Source organism: Mycobacterium paraffinicum, assembly GCF_025822865.1.
Taxonomy (GTDB): Bacteria; Actinomycetota; Actinomycetes; order Mycobacteriales; family Mycobacteriaceae; genus Mycobacterium; species Mycobacterium paraffinicum.
The window spans coordinates 656389-673541 of record NZ_JACKUR010000021.1 but is presented as its reverse complement, the minus strand read 5'-3'; the positions used below and the strand labels follow the sequence as shown (position 1 = coordinate 673541).

Below are 17153 nucleotides of genomic sequence, written 5' to 3'. Positions count from 1 at the left end.
CTGGCGGTCCCACCTCTGGCCCTCATTTCCGGTGCTGTCATCTCAGTCATCCGAACAACTTCCTGCATGCATCAGTGATGCTCGACTCGAATTCATGGTTCTCCCACTTATGCAGGACTGTCGCCAGCTCGACCATTTGGTCTACATCAGCGTCCGACGGCGCGGGGATAGAAAGGTCGATGTCTAGCATGAATGCAGATTCCCCCTCGACAGCGTGAGCGACGCTCGCGAAAGTCACTGTGGTCTCGATCGACGTCTCCGCCGAAATCGACTCAGAGCGAGACACGAAGGCTCGTGTCCGTGAGTCCGGTTGATGCGCCATTACAACGGGCACATTGAAATAATCAGTGGGCCTTACCGACTCGCCCGGGACGATCACCCGATTGATGTAGCGCAGGCTCACGGCTGCTGGCGTGAAGGCGCCGAATTCGTCTCGAAATGCTTTCAAAGCTTCGCGAAAACGCGTGGCTAGGCTGTCCCAGTTCTCGTACGGAGGAAGCGCATTGACACTCAGGTTGTCCTCATTCGCAACAAGCCGTCGATTCTGGTCAGAATTCGAATAGACGAACCGCAGTCCTCCGCGTTTGACTTGCAGCTGCCCGTTCTCACCGTCGACGGAGGCTTCGATTGCGGTCTGCGCGTTGGGTTCAGCCGGATAGTCGTCGCGGATCCTCGCGTACAGCAACCCCGGCGACGCCGCGGACCACGACACAGCTTCCGTGAACGTGACTTGGCAGATCACTTCAACGATCGGTGGGTTCGGGTACTTACGGCGCGGCGCAACGTCAGTCACGTCCCCACTTCCCTTCCCTCGCCCGCTTGGTTGGTCAACGAAGGTGAGCAGAGATTACCCTCGCACACTCCATTTGCCCGTTCGGCACATGCGCACATTATGAATAACGTCGGGTTGGTACCCATTCGTTCCTGCAATAACACGCCGTAAAACGGCGCACCGCATCCGTCAACCGACGGTATCGCGCCTGGTCGCAGTGTGCCACAGCTTCATAGTGACGTACCCGGACCTCTCCACAATGTTGCTGAGCCAACCTCTCAAGGGTCCCCGCGGACAAGCCTCTAGAGGGCTCAGCGCGGCAGGCCGAGGAGCCGCTCGGCGGCCACGGTGAGCAGGATCTGCTCGGTGCCGCCGGCGATGGTGAGGCAGCGGGTGTTGAGGAAGTCGTACACCGCGTGGTTGCGGACCAGCCCGCCGCCGTCGGAGACGTCCATCATGTACTCGGCCAGCGCCTGCCGGTAGCGCACCCCGATGAGCTTGCGGACGCTGGACTGCGCCCCCGGGTCCTGCCCGCCCACGGCGAGCTGGGCGATCCGCTGGTCCAACAGCGCACCGGTCTGGGCGATGACGATCAACCGCCCGAGCCGGTCCTGTTGCGCGGCGTCCAGGACGAGCTCACCCAGCACCTTGAGCAGTTCCTCCATCGGGTTGCCCAGCGCGGTGCCGGTGGCCATCGCGATCCGCTCGTTGGCCAGCGTGGTCCGCGCCAGCCGCCAGCCGTCGTTCACCTCGCCCACCACCATCTCGTCGGGGACGAGCACGTTGTCCAGGAAGACCTCGTTGAACAGTGAGTCACCGGTGATCTCGCGCAGCGGGCGGATCTCGATGCCCGGCGATTTCATGTCCACCAGGAAGTAGGTGATGCCCTTGTGCTTCGGGGCGTCGGGGTCGGTGCGCGCCAGGCACACGCCCCACCGCGCCTTGTGCGCAGCCGACGTCCACACCTTCTGCCCGGTGAGCAGCCAACCGCCGTCACCGCGCACCGCCTTGGTGCGCAGCGACGCCAGGTCGGAGCCGGCCCCCGGCTCGGAAAACAGTTGGCACCAAAGGAATTCACCGCGCAGGGTGCCCGGCACGAAGCGCTCGATCTGCTCCGGCGTGCCGTGCTCAAGGATGGTCGGCGCCGCCCACCAGCCGATCACCAGGTCCGGCCGCACCACGCCGGCCGCCGCCAGCTCCTGGTCGATCAGCAACTGCTCGGCCGGCGACGCGGCACGCCCGTGCGGCGCCGGCCAGTGCGGCGCCTGCAGCCCGGCCTCGGCGAGCGCCGCCTGCCGCTTCTCTTCGGGCAGCGCGGCGATTTCGGCGATGGCGGCGGCGATCTCCGCACGCTGCGCCTCGACGTCGGTGAGGTCTATCCCCAGGCGCCGCCGCACACCGCCCTGCGTCAGTTCGGTGACGCGGCGCAACCAGCGCTCGGCGCCGCCGAGGAAGCTGCCGATGGCGTGCGCCCGCCTCAGGTACAGGTGCGCGTCGTGTTCCCAGGTGCAGCCGATGCCGCCGAGCACCTGGATGCAGTCCTTGACGTTGGCCTTCGCGGCGGCGATGCCGATGCTCGCCGCCAAAGCGGCCGCAATCGAAAGCTGGTCAGCATCGCTGTCCGCTGCGGCGCGGGCGGCGTCGGCGGCGGCCACCTCCGCCTGCTCGGCACGACACAGCATCTCCGCACACAGGTGCTTGACGGCCTGGAAGCTGCCGATCGGCTTCCCGAACTGTTCGCGAACCTTGGCGTAGTCGACGGCGGTGTCCAGCGACCACCGGGTCACGCCCGCCGCCTCGGCCGCCAGCACGGTCGCCGCCAGTTCCTCGACACGCTGTGGCGAGGCCGTGATCTTGGTGGCCGCCGCCGACGTCAGCACCACCCGGGCCAACGGCCGGGAGAAGTCGGTGGCGTCCAGCGGCGCGATCTGCACGCCGTCGCTCTCGGAGTCGACCTGCACCCATGTCCCGCCGGCCGGCAGCAGCAGGACGCCCCCACTCGCGGCACCCAACACCAATGGCAGCACGCCCGAGGCCCGCGAGGTTTCGCTGTCGAACTGCGCGTCCCCGTCCAGCGCCAGCCCGGCGAAGCGTTCGCCGGCCGCCAGTTGCGCGAGCAGTTCGGGGTCGGAGACGACGAGCGTTGCCAGCGCCGTGGTCGCCACCGGCCCGGGCACCAGCGCCTTGGCCGCTTCCTCCACCATCGCGCACAGGTCCTCGACGCTGCCGCCGGCCCCGCCGTGCTCCTCCGGGATCGCGACACCGAAAATGCCCAGCTCGGCGAGGCGGGCGAACACCGGACGCCACGCGTCGGGGTTGCCCTGCTCGACCTCGCGGATCGCGGTGGTCCCACCGGGCCCCGCCGCCGAATTGCGGGCCCAGTCGCGCACCAGCGCACGCGCGGCGAACTGCTCGTCTGTGACGGTCGCTACCACCCTCGGGACCTCCGCGTCCTTCGACTCGACATGACGTTGGGGCCTAAGACCACCTAAGACCCCTAGCTCTCGATTCTCCTGCGTGTCTCGGGTCGCTGCGCAACTCGCCTCGTCGCAGACTAGAACGTGTTCTAATAGTGCCAGCGATCGACCGTCAAGTCGAACGCCATCACAGCAGCACATGCGGCTGTCCCGGCGGTACGGAGGTGGGAAATTCACACTCAGCATGCGTATCGTTTGCAAGCGAGCCGCCAGGAACAGGAGCAACCCGTCATATGCCAGCCGGTGCCAACTCGAGGGCCAGCGCGAGCCGCGCTTCTGACTCGCAACCGCGCGAGGTCATGAACGTGGCGGTATTGGCGGAGTCCGAACTCGGCTCGGAGGCGCAGCGGGAACGTCGCAAGCGGATCCTGGACGCCACCATGGCCATCGCTTCCAAGGGCGGCTACGAGGCGGTCCAGATGCGCGCGGTCGCGGACCGCGCCGATGTGGCGGTGGGGACGCTGTACCGGTATTTCCCGTCGAAGGTGCACCTGCTGGTGTCGGCGCTGGGCCGGGAATTCAGCCGCATCGACGCCAAGACCGACCGCTCATCGGTTGCCGGGGGCACGCCGTTTCAGCGGCTGAACTTCATGGTCGGCAAGCTCAACCGCGCGATGCAGCGCAATCCCCTGCTCACCGAAGCCATGACGCGGGCCTACGTGTTCGCCGACGCCTCCGCGGCCAGCGAGGTCGACCAGGTTGAGAAGCTCATCGACTCCATGTTCGCCCGGGCGATGGCCGACGGCGAACCGACCGAGGACCAGTACCACATCGCCCGGGTGATCTCCGACGTCTGGCTGTCCAACCTGCTCGCCTGGCTCACCCGGCGCGCCTCCGCCACCGACGTGAGCAAGCGGCTGGATCTGGCCGTGCGGTTGTTGATCGGCGACCAGAACGGCGGCTAGGCGGCGATCGCAAGCGCGGCGGCGCTGGGGGACGGGTCGCCGCCAAGACTAGGCCGGCGGACCGGCGGTGCGGCCCCGGATCAGCTCGGTGGCCAGGACCTCCGCGACCGGCAGGCCTGACCGCGGCGGACTCAGCAACAGCTCACCGGCCCGGCGGCCCTTCTGCAGGCTCGGCTGAGACACGGTGGTCAGCCCACGGCCGATCGCGTCGGGCACGCCGTCGAACCCGGTGACGGTCATCTGCCCGGGCACGTAAATGCCATGTGCGCGAAGGTAATCCATGGCGGACAGGGCCAATATGTCGGCCGTGCACATCAGCGCGGTGATCCGCGGATTGGCCTCCAGCGCCGCCTTGGCGGCGGCTCCACCGGAATCCGGCAGATGCTCGTAGCTCTCCACCACGGTCAGCGCATCGGGGTCGACGCCGGCGGCCGTCATCGCCTCCCACACGCCGATGATGCGTTCACGCTGCACGTCGAAGGCCGGCGACCGCAACCGGTCCGCGTCCACCAGCCCCTGCCGGCGGTCCCGGCCCAGCCGCATCGTCAGCAGCCCGAGCTCGCGATGCCCCAGCCCGAGCACGTAGTCCGCCAGCTCGCGCATCGCCGCCCGGTCGTCGATGCCCACCCGGGACACACCGGCGAGCCCCTTCGGCTGGTCGACGACCACGACCGGCAACCGGCGCTGCAAAACGACCTGCAGGTACGGATCCTCTTCGCACACCGAATACACGACGAAGCCGTCCACACCGGCGCCGAGCACCGCACCCGTACCGTCCTGGATGCTGCGGCCCGGCCCGACGGCCACCAGCAGCAGTCCCTGCCCCAGCTCTTCGCAGGACTGGGCGACCCCGGCGACGAAATCCCGTGCCGCCGGGTCACTGAAGAAGTAGGTCAGCGGTTCGGCCATCACCAGCCCGACCGCACCGGCCTTGCGGGTGCGCAGCGAGCGCGCCACCGGATCGGGACCGGGGTAACCCAGCCGCTTGGCCGTCGCTAGCACGCGCTCACGCAGGTCGGAGGAGAGCTGATCCGGCCGGTTGAAGGCGTTCGAGATCGTGGTGCGCGAAACCTTCAGTTCGTCCGCCAACGACGCCAGAGTCGCACGCCGGCGCGGTGCGGGGCTCACAGTCGGTGACGCTACAGCGAATCCGCACGCGCGCCTAAGCGGCTTCCACTCGTCACTTTGTAATGGAAACGATTTTCATTAGTATTATGTGTCGGCCAGTCGGCCAGCGAGAGGACATCGGACGTGCGCATGGCGCTGAAGCGGGGACGAAGCGCGGGCGCCAACGCACTGCGTTGGCTGCCTGCCGTGCTGGTCCTGCTCGTTGCCGGCACCGCGCCCACCGGCTGCGCCAGCCCGGCGCATCCGCACGCGGCCGCCGTCGTGGCCTCCACCGGCGTATGGGGCAGCGTGGCCCGGGCCATTACCGGCCGTCGCGTCGCGGTCAACGCGCTACTGGCCGGCGGCGACACCGACCCGCACTCCTATCAGGCCAGCCCGTCGGACGCGGCCGCCATCACCGACGCCAGCCTGGTCGTCTACAACGGCGGCGGCTACGACCCGTGGGTCGACCAGGTGCTGGCCGGGCATCCCGGCGTGAAATCGATCGACGCCTATGCGTTCCTGAAAAACGCCGGCACGGCAGAGCAGGCCAACGAGCACGTGTTCTACAACCTGGACGTCGCCAAATCGGTCGCGTTCGCCATCGCCGACCGGATGGCCGTCGTCGACCCGGCCCACGCCGCCGACTACCGCGCCAACGCCGCCGAGTTCTGCCGCGGCGCCGACGCGATCGCCATTTCCGAACACGCCATCGCCAGCGCCTACCCCGGCACCGGGGTCATCACGACCGAACCTGTCGCGTACTACCTGCTGGCGGCGACCGGCCTGATCAACCGCACGCCGCAAGCCTTCACCGCGGCCAACGAGAACGAAACGGATCCCGCGCCGGCCGACATGGCGTTCGTCCTCGACCTGATCGACCACCGTCAGGTGTCGGCGGTGCTGATCAACCCGCAGACCTCGACCACCGCGATCAACGGCGTGCGGGATGCCGCGCGCCGCGCCGGCGTGCCGGTGACCGAGGTGAGCGAGACGCTGCCCGACGGGTCCGATTACCTGAGCTGGCAGCGCAACACGGTCAACCAGCTGCTGACGGCGCTGCAGTCCGGCCGGTCAGTTCAGCCGTGAGCCTCGATGCGGTCCCGGCCGTCGACCGCTACCCGGATACCGTCGCGCTGCGGGGGGCCCGGCTGGCGTTCGGTGACCGCGTGCTGTGGGATCACCTCGACCTGTCGGTGTCGCGCGGCGAGTTCATCGCCGTCCTCGGTCCCAACGGCAGCGGCAAGACGTCACTCCTCAAGGTGCTGCTGGGCCAGCTGTCGCTGTCCGCCGGGGTCGCGCTGGTGGACGGCAAGCCGATGAACGCGGGCAGCGGACGCGTCGGCTACGTGCCGCAACACCGACCGATGGACCACGACGTGATGCTGCGTGGACGCGACCTGGTTCGGCTGGGCGTCGACGGACACCGTTGGGGCGCCATGCCCTTGAGATCCGCCGACCGGGCCCGCCGGCGCGCGGCCGTGCGCGAGGCGCTGCGACAGGTCAACGCCGAACACCTGGGCGACGTCCGGGTGGGGGTGATGTCGGGCGGCGAGCTGCAGCGGATTCGCATCGCGCAGGCGCTGGTCAGCGACCCGATGCTGCTGCTGTGCGACGAGCCGCTGCTGGCCCTGGACCCGGCGAACGCGAAGCTGGTGTCCGCCCTGATCGACCGCCGCCGCCGCGATGCGTCGACCACCGTCATCGTCGTCACCCATGACGTCAACCCGATCCTGTCCTACGTGGACCGGTTGATCTATCTGGTCGACGGACGATTCCGGATCGGCACCGTCGAAGAAGTGATGACCACCCGGACCCTGTCCATGCTGTATGGGGCCGACATCCAGGTGGTGAAGGTCAAGGACCGCTACGTGGTGGTGGGCGAGCCGACCGACTGGGCCCACCAGTGAACCATCGGCTCACCGGCGTCCTGGCCCACCTGCTCGACTTCGACGTCACCGCCCACCTGCTCGGCCACGACTTCGTCCAGCAGGCCCTGCTCGCGGCCGCGCTGCTGGGGCTGGTGGCCGGGCTGATCGGGCCGTTCATCGTGATGCGTCAGATGTCGTTCGCCGTGCATGGTTCCAGCGAATTGTCGTTGACGGGAGCGGCTTTCGCACTGCTGGTCGGCGTCGAGGTGGGGGTGGGGGCGCTGGTCGGCAGCGCTTTGGCGGCCGCGCTGTTCGGAGTTCTGGGGCGGCGGGCCCGCGAACGCGATTCGGTCATCGGCGTGGTGCTGGCATTCGGCCTAGGCCTGGCGGTGCTGTTCATCTACCTCTACCCGGGCCGGACCGCGACCAGCTTCGCGCTGCTCACCGGACAGATAGTCGGCGTCGGCTACACCGGGCTGAGCATGCTGGCGCTGGTTTGCCTGCTCGTCATCGCCGTCATCGCCATGTGCTACCGCCCGCTGTTGTTCGCCACCGTCGACCCCGACGTCGCGGCGGCCCGCGGCGTGCCCGTTCGCGCGCTGGGCATCGTGTTCGCCGCATTGGTCGGCGTGGTGGCCGCTCAGGCCGTGCAGATCGTCGGGGCGCTGCTGGTGATGTCGTTGCTGATCACGCCGGCCGCCGCGGCCGCCCGAGTGGTGGCCTCGCCGGCGGCGGCGATGGTCGCCTCGGTCGTCTTCGCCGAGGTTTCCGCCGTCGGCGGCATCGTGCTGTCGTTGGCGCCGGGTGTCCCGGTGTCGGTCTTCGTCGCGGGGATTTCGTTCGCGATCTATCTGTTCTGCTGGCTGCTGGGACGACGGCAGGAAGTCGCCTCCTAAGCTTGTCGGCACAGACGGGCCCCGCGTCCGAAAGGCTCTGGTGCGTAGGCAACTTCCAATCGTCCTGCAGGCGGCGGTGTGCGCCCTCGCGGCCGGCTGCACCACCGTCGTCGGCGGTAGCGCCGCGCCCGCGGACACCCGCGGTCCGCTCACGCAGGCCCCGGTGCCCGTCACTGCCCTGGACGGGCTGCTGCTCGACGACCGGAAGGTCAACGACATCCTGGGGGCGGGCATGCGAATCCGGTTTCGCACGCAGGAGATGTGGGACTCGAGCCAGACGTTCAGCGAGAAGAGCTGCCTGGCGATGGCCGGGCCCGCCCAGCAGGCCGTATATGCCGACACCGGATGGACCGCGGTGCGCGGTGAGCGACTGGACGACAGCTATGACAACCCCCAGGTGCGCAACGACTCCGTCAACCAGGCCGTGATCGCCTACCCGACGGCCCGCCAGGCCAACGCGTTCTACGAGGCCTCGGTCCGGAGGTGGGCCGCCTGTGCCAACCGCCGCTTCGTCGACCATCCCGCCGGCCAGCCCGAGATCGCGTGGGCGGTGGCCGATTCCCACCAGGTCGGCGGCACGCTCAGCACGTCCGAAGAGCAGGTGGGCAGCGTGGACGGCTGGCGGTGCCAGCGCGCGCTCACCGCGCGCAACAACATCGTCATCGACGTGGCAGCCTGCGGCTCCTTCCTGCCCGGTGCGTCCGCGGTCGACGTCGCCCAACAGATCGCGGCCGCGGTCGTCACCCGGTAGCGACGGAAAAGCAGACCGCCTCTCCGGATGGCGCTGGCGCCGCCCCATAAGCTGGGCGGGTGGCCCGCATCGACCTCAACGCCGACCTGGGCGAGGGCTTCGGCGTCTGGCGCCTCGGTGATGACGAGGCCATGCTGCGGATCGTCACCAGCGCCAACGTGGCGTGCGGGTTCCACGCCGGGGATCCAGCCGGCTTGCTGCGGGTCTGCCGGTCCGCCGCCGAGCGCGGCGTCCGCATCGGGGCACAGGTGAGCTATCGCGACCTGGCCGGTTTCGGCAGGCGCTTCATCGACGTCGCCGCCGACGACCTGGTCGCCGATGTGGTGTATCAGATCGGTGCGCTGCAGGCGGTCGCGCGCGCATCGGGTTCCGCCGTGTCCTACGTCAAACCCCATGGCGCGCTGTACAACACGACCGTGACCAACCGCGATCAGGCGGCCGCCGTCGCGGAGGCGGTGCGGCTGGTGGACCCGGCGCTGCCGGTGCTCGGCATGGCGGGCTCGGTGTTGTTCGACGAGGCCTCGCGCCGCGGCCTGCGCACGGTGGCCGAGGCCTTCGCCGACCGCGCCTACCGGGCGGACGGCCAGTTGGTGTCCCGCCGCGAACCCGGCGCGGTGCTGCGCGACCCGGCGGCGATCGCCGACCGCGTGGTGGGCATGGTGGCCTCCGGCCGGGTCACCGCCGTTGACGGCACACCGATCGCGGTCAGCGTGGAATCGGTCTGCGTGCACGGCGATTCGCCCGGTGCGGTGCAGATCGCGACCGCCGTCCGCGACCGGCTCGCGACCGCCGGCGTCGAGATCGGGGCGTTCGGCTGATGCGGCTGAAACTCGGCCGGCCCGACATCGGACGGTATGCGGATCGGTTCGACGCGCCCGGCGCCGAACCCGGATCCCTGTCCGTGACGTGGATGGGCGTGGCGACGTTGCTCATTGACGACGGGTCGTCGACGCTGCTGACCGACGGCTACTTCTCCCGGCCGGGCCTCGCGCGGGTGGCGGCCGGCAGGGTGGCGCCGTCGCCGGCCCGCGTGGATGGTTGCCTGGCCCGGGCCAAGGTGTCCCGGCTGGAGGCCGTGATCCCGGTGCACACGCACATCGACCACGTGCTGGATTCCGCGCTCGTCGCCGACCGCACCGGGGCACGACTGGTCGGCGGCCGGTCCGCGGCCAACGTCGGGCGCGGATACGGACTCCCCGAGGACCGGATCGTCCTCGCCGTTAGCGGCGAGCCGATTGCGTTGGGCGCCTTCGACGTAACGCTGGTCGAATCGCATCACTGCCCGCCGGACCGGTTTCCCGGCGTGATCGACACGCCGGTGACCCCGCCGGTCAGGGCGTCCGCCTACCGCTGCGGGGAGGCCTGGTCGACGCTGGTGCACCACCGCCCGTCGGGCCGGCGGCTGCTGATCCAGGGCAGCGCCGGTTTCGTCAAGGGCGCGCTGGAAGGCCACCGCGCCGAAGCCGTCTATCTGAGCGCCGGGCAGCTGGGGCTGCAACCGAGGCCGTACCTGGTCGACTACTGGACCGAGACCGTGCGCGCGGTGGGGGCGCGCCGGGTGATCCTCATTCACTGGGACGACTTCTTCCGCCCGCTGTCAAAGCCGCTGCGGGCCTTGCCCTATGCGGGCGATGACCTGAACGTCTCGATCCGCATCCTGGACGAGTTGGCCGCACAGGACGGTGTCGCGCTGCACCTGCCGACGGTGTGGCGGCGCGAGAACCCCTGGGCGTGAAGCGGTTATAAAACCTTGAACCTGACCCTTGCGATGGTGCTGCTGGCTGCCGTCCTGGCCTTCGCCGTCGTGCGCCCGAAGGGCTGGCCCGAGGCGGCGGCGGCGGTCCCCGCGGCCCTCATCCTGATCGCGGTCGGCGCCATATCGGTGCATCAGGCGGTCGAGGAGGTGGCCGGTCTTTCGGGGGTGGTCGGGTTCCTGGGCGCGGTGCTGGTGCTGGCGAAGTTGTGCGACGACGAGGGCCTGTTCGAGGCGGCGGGTGCGGCGATGACGCGCGGCCGCGTCGGGTCGAGCGGACTGCTGCTGCGGGTTTTCGCCATCGCCTCGCTGATCACCGCCGTCCTGAGCCTGGACACCGCGGTGGTGCTGCTGACCCCGGTCGTGCTGGCCGGGGTCCGCCGGCTGCGAACCCCGGTGCGCCCCTACGCCTACGCCACCGCGCACCTGGCCAACGGCGCCTCCCTGCTGCTGCCGGTGTCGAACCTGACCAACCTGTTGGCGTTTCACACCGCCGGGCTTTCGTTCACACGGTTCACCCTGTTGATGGCGTTGCCGTGGGTGGGCGCTGTGGTCACGCTGTATGCGGTATTCCGCTGGTTTTTCGCCGCCGACCTGCGCGTGCAGCCGCACCCTGAGCAACCCGGGCCGGCGCCGCGGCCGCCGATTTTCGTGTTGGCGGTGGTCGGGCTGACGCTGGCCGGCTTCGCGGTCGCCCAGTCCATCGGGGTGGCCCCCGCCTGGGTGGCGCTTGCGGGCGCCGCGGCCCTGGCCGTGCGCAGCCTGAGCCGCGGGCACACCTCGGTGGTGGACATCGCGCGCTCGGCGCACGTGTCGTTCCTGGTGTTCGTGCTCGCGCTGGGCGTCGTCGTGCGGGCGGTCATGCTCAACGGCATGGACAGGGCGATGTCGGCTGTGCTGCCGGCCGGTTCGACGCTGCCCGCGCTACTCGCCATCGCCGCGGTGGCCGCGGTGCTGGCCAACGTGGTGAACAACCTGCCCGCCACCCTGGTGCTGCTGCCACTGGTCGCGCCGAGCGGACCGGTCGCGATCCTGGCCGTTTTGCTCGGAGTCAACATCGGACCCAACCTGACCTACGTCGGATCCCTGTCGAACCTGTTGTGGCGGCGGGTGCTTCGCCAGCATGACGTCGATGCGGGCGTTGGCGAATACACGCGCCTGGGACTGTGCACCGTGCCGGTGTCGCTGGTGGTAGCGGTGCTCGCGCTGTGGGCGTCAGCGCGGCTATTCGGCGTCTAGCCCATCGCCTCCCTGAATTCTGCGCCCTGCTGCAGCGCGTGCGCGGCTTCGGCGATATCCACCATGGGATAGACGTGGTAATCCAGGATCGTGGCGGAATTGGCTTGTGGTCTCAACCATCGCGCTCTCCTTTTCTCGTTGGGATCGCAACGATGTGGCCGATTCCCGTGGTGCTCAAGAGTATTCGACTACTCGAATATCCCGTGCGTCAGTCAGACACCGGTCCCGATCGGATTATCGATGCCAGTTCCTCGCGGGACTGGGCGCCCACCCGCTGGCAGGCCCGGTAGACATGACCCTCCACTGTGCGCACGGACATCACCAATTTCTCGGCGATCTGGCGGTTGGACAGGCCGGCCACGACGAGTTCGATGACATCGCGCTGGCGACCCGAGAGTTTGAGACCCACCGGAGTCCGCAACGCGGGCGTGCACAAACCGCCACATTCCTCGGCCAATTCACGGGCCAGCGCCGACGCATAGAGCCCCCGCTTGTGCTGCTGCCCTTCGATGAACGCAACAGAGGCCTGCGCCGCCGCGTCGGCGGCCGCGGCTCGATCGCCGATTGCGCGGTAGGCGGACGAAACCGCCAGGAGCCCTTCGCCGTTCGCGGCCCGCAGGGCCTCGGCGTGCGAGGCGATGGCCTCGGCCAGCGGCAACGACAGCACGTCGGCCAGCGCCCGGGCCCGCGCCGCGCCCGAGGCATCCCCCAATTGCACCGCGGCCTGCAGGCAGGCCAGTTCGTGGGTCGGCTGGCCGCGGTCGCGCGCGAGTTGCGCAGCCGCCTGCGCGGTCGCCACGGCCTCGCCCAGGCGACCGCTTGCCGCCAGGGCCCACCCACCGGCCAGCGACAAGCCGGTGTGCATGAACAAAAAGTCGGCGGGCACGCAGGCCCGCGCCCCGGCGACCGCGTCGTTCGCTTCCGCCGCGCGCCCGAGCTTGCCGTGCGCCTCGGCCAACGCGAAATAGCTCGCCGGTCTTAAACCGGTTGTTATGGCGTGTATTTGCGCCCCGGCGAGTGCTTCGTGCAGCAGCCGGACCGCGTCGGCGACGGCCCCGCGCGCCAAGTCAGCGTTTCCAAGCAGGAGGGCCAGGTTCGCGTAGGCCAGACCCGGGATTTCGCGCGCCGAGTCGGCCACTTCCTTTGCCAGGGTGACGAATTCGTCGATACGCCCAGTCAACCGGCAGGCCCGGCCGTACACCGCGCCGAACCAGAACCGCATGTGCGACGCCTCAAACGACGTCGTCGCCCGGCGTAGCGCCTGCTCGGCCACGCTTGCCAGGCAGTCGACCTCCCCCAACGCCCCCATGGCCATGATCAACGCCAGCGACGCCATCATCGCGTGGAAGTCTGGCAGCGTGTCTGAATTCAATGCAACCCTGGCTCTTTCGGAGGCAATCTCGCAGCGCGCGGCCACCGCATCAAGGCACGCCTGCACGGCCAAACGCTCGGCGACCTGCGCCGGCGTCTCGCGGGTCGCGGCCAGGCCGTCAAGGATCTCCGAGGCGTCCGCCGGCCTGCCGAGCATCCACACCAAGTTTGCCGCGCGCAGGGTCGCCCAGTGATGGCCATCGGGTGGATCGCCGTCGGTCATCGCGCGCAACGCCAACTCGGCCTGCTCGCCGCGGCCGAGCAGCATCAGGTTCATTACCCGCACCCCCGCCGCCCCCGGTGCCCCGGCCTGCGCCGCGGCGTTGGCCAGCCGGTCGGCCAGATCCAGATCCAACAGCGTCATCGCATGCCGCGCCGATTCCAGATACAGCTCGGGTTGCGGGGCCAGATCCGACTCCAGGCTCAGCAACGCCCGACGCACCGTGGCTTGCACGTCGGCGTCACCGTCCCGCCCCAGCCGCGTCGCCAACCGGCCCCGCACCTTCGACAAATACATCTCGCCGGCGCCCGCGCGGCGAAGCTCACAGAACAGCGGGTGTGCGAGTCTGGCCATCAACCCGCCGGCTGTGCGTTCGACGTTCACCAGGCCCATCGCTTCGGCGGCCACCAGGTCCTCGCGACATACCAAGTCGCACAACAAGTCAACGGGTAGCGGCTCGCATTGGGAGAGCGTGTCGACCACCAGCGCCATCCGTGGCGTCAGGCGGCCAAGCTGACGCCCCACCGTGTCGGACAAGCTCGCCGAGACCGCGACGTCTCCGTCCCACAGCCACACCCCGGCCACTTGCCGAACCCGTCCGGCCGCCATCTGATCGCTCAACAGCTGCCGAAGAAACAGCGTGTTCCCCCCGGTGAGCCGCCGGAACCGGGCCGCGCAGCGCGCATCCACCGGACCGCCCAGCGTGCGCTCGATCACCTCGCGCGTCGCGGCAGCCGAAAGCGGCTCCAAATCCAGGCGAGCCAGCAGGCCGTCCTTCCACAGCGCAGTCACCGCATCAGGCTCTTCGCTGCCGGAGCGCACCGTTACCACCAGCCGGACCCCGCCGGACTGTGCCAGCTGGTGAATCACGAGCGCGGACAACCCATCCAGCAGGTGCGCGTCGTCAACGCCCACCACCACCCGGCCCCGGCGTTGTCGCGCCACAAACGAGTCGATCACGCGCCGCACGTTGGACAGCGGATCCGACATCCCGTCACCCAGTAGGCCGATAAACGCCCCGAGGGGCAGCGCATGGGCCGACTGGGTGCCGACAATCCATTGGGTGCGCTCGCCCGACGCCCCGGCGCGCCGCAGCGCTTCGCGGGCCAACCGGGTCTTGCCCACCCCGGCGGCGCCCGCGATGAACACCCCGGAGTGCTGGTCAGCGCCGCTCAGGGCGCGGCGAATGATTGCCAACTCGCTGTCGCGCCCAATCAGCAGGTCACCGCCGATCACGCGGCGACTATAGCCGCGCGGCGGCACCGCCCGGGCCGGATTGCCACCGTTTCGGGTGTGCTTTGACCGGCCGCTGTCCGCTGCCGGTGCCCGACTCGCGTACCCGACTACGCTATCGGCGCCCACCGAGCGCTGTGAGCATGACTTTTGTCAGCCAGCGGTCAGAAAGGCGGAGTGCCATGTTCGACATGAAGGCCAGGATCGGTAGTCACGCGGTGGTGTTGGGAGCGAGCATGGCCGGTTTGCTGGCCGCGCGATCGCTAGCCGACTTCTTCGACACGGTGACGGTCGTGGAGCGTGACCCGCTGCCCGACGCCCATTCCGCTCGCCGGGGCGTCCCGCAGGGACGGCACCTGCACGCCCTGTTGGCCCGGGGAGCACAGGTGATCGAGGGGATGTTCCCCGGCGTCCTCGACGAGATGGTCCACGACGGCGCCCATCACTTTGACGGCCAGGATCTCTCCGAGCTCTACTACAACGTCGGCGGGCATCTGATCGCGCGGCGCGGCAGCGCCACCGCGCTGACCGCCTACAGCGCGACACGACCGTTCCTCGAGGACCACGTCCGCACGCGGCTGCGCGAGATTCCCAACGTCACCCTGCTCGACGACCACGTGATCCTGGGCCCGGTATCCACACAGGACCGCCACCGCGTCACGGGAGTGCGGGTGGTCTGCGGCCGCACCGGCGAACCCACCACGCTGCCCGCCGAGTTGGTCGTCGATGCCACCGGGCGCGCCGCCCGCACCCCGACCTGGCTGGACGACTTGGGGTACGACCGCCCGCGTGAGGATCGCGTCGACGTCCAGTTGACCTACGCGAGCCAGGCGCTGCGCATGACGGCGGAAGCGCCGCGGGAGCTCGGCTTCCTCATCGGTATCGTGCCCGGCAGGCCGAGGGGTTGCGGCCTGTTGCACTGCGAGAACGACACGTGGCTGCTCACCGTGATGGGGGTGGCCGGCCAGGAGCCGCCGTCGCTCGATCTTGCGGCGATGTGTGATTTCGTGGCGGACTGCGCGCCGGCCCATCTGCTCGCCGCGGTGCGAGCCGCCGAACCCATCGGGGATCCGGTGCGGCACCGGACGCCGTGCAGTCGATGGCGCCGCTACGACAAGCTGCGGCGCTTCCCCGAGGGCCTGCTGGTCATCGGTGACGCGATCTGCAGCTTCAATCCGATCTACGGCCAGGGCATGACGGTCGCCGCCCTCGAGGCGTTGGCGCTGCGCGACTGCTTGTCTGCCGGTACCGACGATCTGGCGCGGCGCTTCTTCCGCGCCGCGGCCGCGCCGATCCGCCAGGCCTGGCAGCTGTCGACCAACCCCGACCTTGCCCTGCCCGAAATCCACGGCACCGCACCGCTGGTCGCGCGGCTGTTCAACAAATACGTCGATCGGGTGCTCGCCGCGGCCGAAAGCGACACCGCCGCACTGAATCAGTTCATCAGAGTGACCTCGCTCGTGGACCCCGCGACGCGGCTGTTACGCCCGAACATGCTCTGGCGCGCCGCCCGCGGGCCCCGACCGGCCATCGATGCCGATGTCGCGCCCGCCGACGTTCCGATGACGGCGGTGCCTGAAGCTAAGCCCGGTGGTAGGCCGGCGGAAGCGGCATCCCGAGCTCGGCCAGCACACCGCGCAGCAGCGTCGGAAAGTCGGTGATGATGCCGTCTACGCCGTCGGTGATCTGTTCGCGCATCGCGGCCGCATCGTCGACCGTCCACGGGATCACCTTGAGCCCCAACGCATGCGCGCGATCGACATACGGTCTGCCCGCGACCAGCTGATACCGGGGCGAGATGATCTCCGCGCCAACCAGCTTCGCCCCGATCATCGGGTCGCCGATGGCGGCGGCGTCCTCCCCGGCCAGCCATGGCGAATCCGGCACCCAGGTCTCCTCGTTGTACAACGCCACCAACGGAATGGACGGCTCTTCCCGGTGCACCAGCGGCAGGGTACGCCAGTCGAAGCTCTGGATCTCCACCCGGTCGACCTTGCCGGCCGACCTGACCGCCGCCAGTATCACGTCGACGAACTGTTGGGGATCGGCCGAGGAGCCGGGCTTGTCGGCTGCCACCTTCGTCTCGACGTTGTAACGCACGGCCGCATGGTAGGAATCGGCCAGCGCGAACACCTCGGGCAGGACAGCTATCTTGTTGCCCCGCACCACTTCAGCATCGGGAAATTCGGCCAGCCGCCGCCCGCAGTCCAGCGTGCGAATCTGGTTCAGGGTGAGTTCGTGCACCAACTTGCCGACGTAGGGATACTGCGGATCGCCGGGGAATGCGGGCCCGGTGTCGGCGCATTTCTCGCCGTCGATCGTCGGATCGTGCCACACCAGCGGTTGCCCGTCTCTGGTGATGTTGATGTCGAGTTCGATTGTGCTGACGCCCAATTCGATTGATTTCGCGAAGGCGTGCAACGACTCTTCAGTGGTCTCCCCGCGCCCGCCGCGATGAGCCTGCAGGTCGAATTCGGGGGCTTGGGCGCCGGCGGCGGGCGCCAGCACAATGAGGAGGGCCAGCGCGACGACGAGGCGCACTGGCCACCGGCACACCG

At 69.2% G+C, this 17153-nt stretch carries 14 protein-coding genes; 9 read left to right on the top strand and 5 right to left on the bottom strand.

Annotated elements, in window-relative coordinates:
- Positions 1–46: 46 nt before the first annotated feature.
- Positions 47–793 carry a TIGR04255 family protein gene (locus tag H7J89_RS11730; protein WP_264043596.1) on the bottom strand — a complete coding sequence of 249 codons (747 nt, stop codon included), beginning with the start codon at positions 791–793 and terminating at the stop codon, positions 47–49.
- A 290-nt stretch (positions 794–1083) separates the two neighbouring features.
- Positions 1084–3207, bottom strand: coding sequence for an acyl-CoA dehydrogenase family protein (locus H7J89_RS11725; protein ID WP_264043595.1), 2124 nt, complete (start codon positions 3205–3207; stop codon positions 1084–1086).
- Positions 3208–3554: 347 nt separating this feature from the next.
- On the opposite strand from H7J89_RS11725, the gene kstR reads away from it, so the two are divergent.
- On the top strand, positions 3555–4154 hold the full coding sequence (gene kstR / locus H7J89_RS11720; protein ID WP_040621610.1) for a cholesterol catabolism transcriptional regulator KstR: 600 nt from the start codon (positions 3555–3557) through the stop codon (positions 4152–4154).
- Positions 4155–4202: 48 nt separating this feature from the next.
- Here the strand turns inward: kstR and H7J89_RS11715 are convergent, their stop codons facing one another.
- Positions 4203–5282 carry an Rv3575c family transcriptional regulator gene (locus tag H7J89_RS11715; protein WP_264043591.1) on the bottom strand — a complete coding sequence of 360 codons (1080 nt, stop codon included), beginning with the start codon at positions 5280–5282 and terminating at the stop codon, positions 4203–4205.
- A gap of 129 nt (positions 5283–5411) precedes the next feature.
- On the opposite strand from H7J89_RS11715, the gene H7J89_RS11710 reads away from it, so the two are divergent.
- Genes H7J89_RS11710 through H7J89_RS11680 form a run of 7 tightly spaced genes read left to right on the top strand, consistent with a single transcriptional unit; the run spans position 5412 to position 11771 of the window.
- Positions 5412–6350 (top strand): metal ABC transporter solute-binding protein, Zn/Mn family, encoded by a 939-nt coding sequence (locus H7J89_RS11710; protein ID WP_264043589.1) that lies wholly within the window; start codon positions 5412–5414, stop codon positions 6348–6350.
- A complete protein-coding gene (locus H7J89_RS11705; protein ID WP_264043587.1) occupies positions 6347–7171 on the top strand; it encodes a metal ABC transporter ATP-binding protein in 825 nt (274 codons plus the stop codon). Before H7J89_RS11710 ends, H7J89_RS11705 begins: the two co-directional genes overlap by 4 nt.
- Positions 7168–8028, top strand: a complete 861-nt coding sequence (locus tag H7J89_RS11700) for a metal ABC transporter permease (protein ID WP_264043585.1) — start codon at positions 7168–7170, stop codon at positions 8026–8028. Before H7J89_RS11705 ends, H7J89_RS11700 begins: the two co-directional genes overlap by 4 nt.
- Positions 8029–8065: 37 nt before the next feature.
- Entirely contained in the window at positions 8066–8779 is a 714-nt protein-coding gene (locus H7J89_RS11695; protein ID WP_276042032.1) for a sensor domain-containing protein, read from the top strand.
- A 59-nt stretch (positions 8780–8838) separates the two neighbouring features.
- Positions 8839–9597, top strand: coding sequence for a LamB/YcsF family protein (locus H7J89_RS11690; RefSeq protein WP_264043581.1), 759 nt, complete (start codon positions 8839–8841; stop codon positions 9595–9597).
- Positions 9597–10514, top strand: a complete 918-nt coding sequence (locus H7J89_RS11685; RefSeq protein WP_264043579.1) for an MBL fold metallo-hydrolase — start codon at positions 9597–9599, stop codon at positions 10512–10514. The genes H7J89_RS11690 and H7J89_RS11685 overlap by 1 nt, the downstream gene beginning before the upstream one ends.
- Before the next feature lie 33 nt (positions 10515–10547).
- Positions 10548–11771 (top strand): SLC13 family permease, encoded by a 1224-nt coding sequence (locus H7J89_RS11680; RefSeq protein ID WP_372513768.1) that lies wholly within the window; start codon positions 10548–10550, stop codon positions 11769–11771.
- Positions 11772–11979: 208 nt separating this feature from the next.
- Here the strand turns inward: H7J89_RS11680 and H7J89_RS11675 are convergent, their stop codons facing one another.
- Positions 11980–14598: a helix-turn-helix transcriptional regulator gene (locus H7J89_RS11675; protein WP_264043574.1), complete on the bottom strand. Its 2619-nt coding sequence runs from the start codon at positions 14596–14598 to the stop codon at positions 11980–11982.
- 179 nt (positions 14599–14777) lie between these two features.
- On the opposite strand from H7J89_RS11675, the gene H7J89_RS11670 reads away from it, so the two are divergent.
- A complete protein-coding gene (locus H7J89_RS11670) occupies positions 14778–16256 on the top strand; it encodes an FAD-dependent oxidoreductase (protein WP_264043572.1) in 1479 nt (492 codons plus the stop codon).
- On the opposite strand, the gene H7J89_RS11665 is transcribed toward H7J89_RS11670, so the two are convergent.
- Positions 16177–17136 (bottom strand): glycerophosphodiester phosphodiesterase, encoded by a 960-nt coding sequence (locus H7J89_RS11665; RefSeq protein ID WP_264043570.1) that lies wholly within the window; start codon positions 17134–17136, stop codon positions 16177–16179. The two genes, H7J89_RS11670 and H7J89_RS11665, sit on opposite strands and share 80 nt — an antisense overlap.
- Between the last annotated feature and the right edge of the window lie 17 nt (positions 17137–17153).

Coding starts and splice junctions, on each gene's coding strand:
- H7J89_RS11710 (WP_264043589.1), top strand. CDS start 5,412: ATGGCGCTGAAGCGGGGACGAAGCGCGGGCGCCAACGCACTGCGTTGG.
- H7J89_RS11685 (WP_264043579.1), top strand. CDS start 9,597: ATGCGGCTGAAACTCGGCCGGCCCGACATCGGACGGTATGCGGATCGG.
- H7J89_RS11680 (WP_372513768.1), top strand. CDS start 10,548: ATGGTGCTGCTGGCTGCCGTCCTGGCCTTCGCCGTCGTGCGCCCGAAG.
- H7J89_RS11670 (WP_264043572.1), top strand. CDS start 14,778: ATGTTCGACATGAAGGCCAGGATCGGTAGTCACGCGGTGGTGTTGGGA.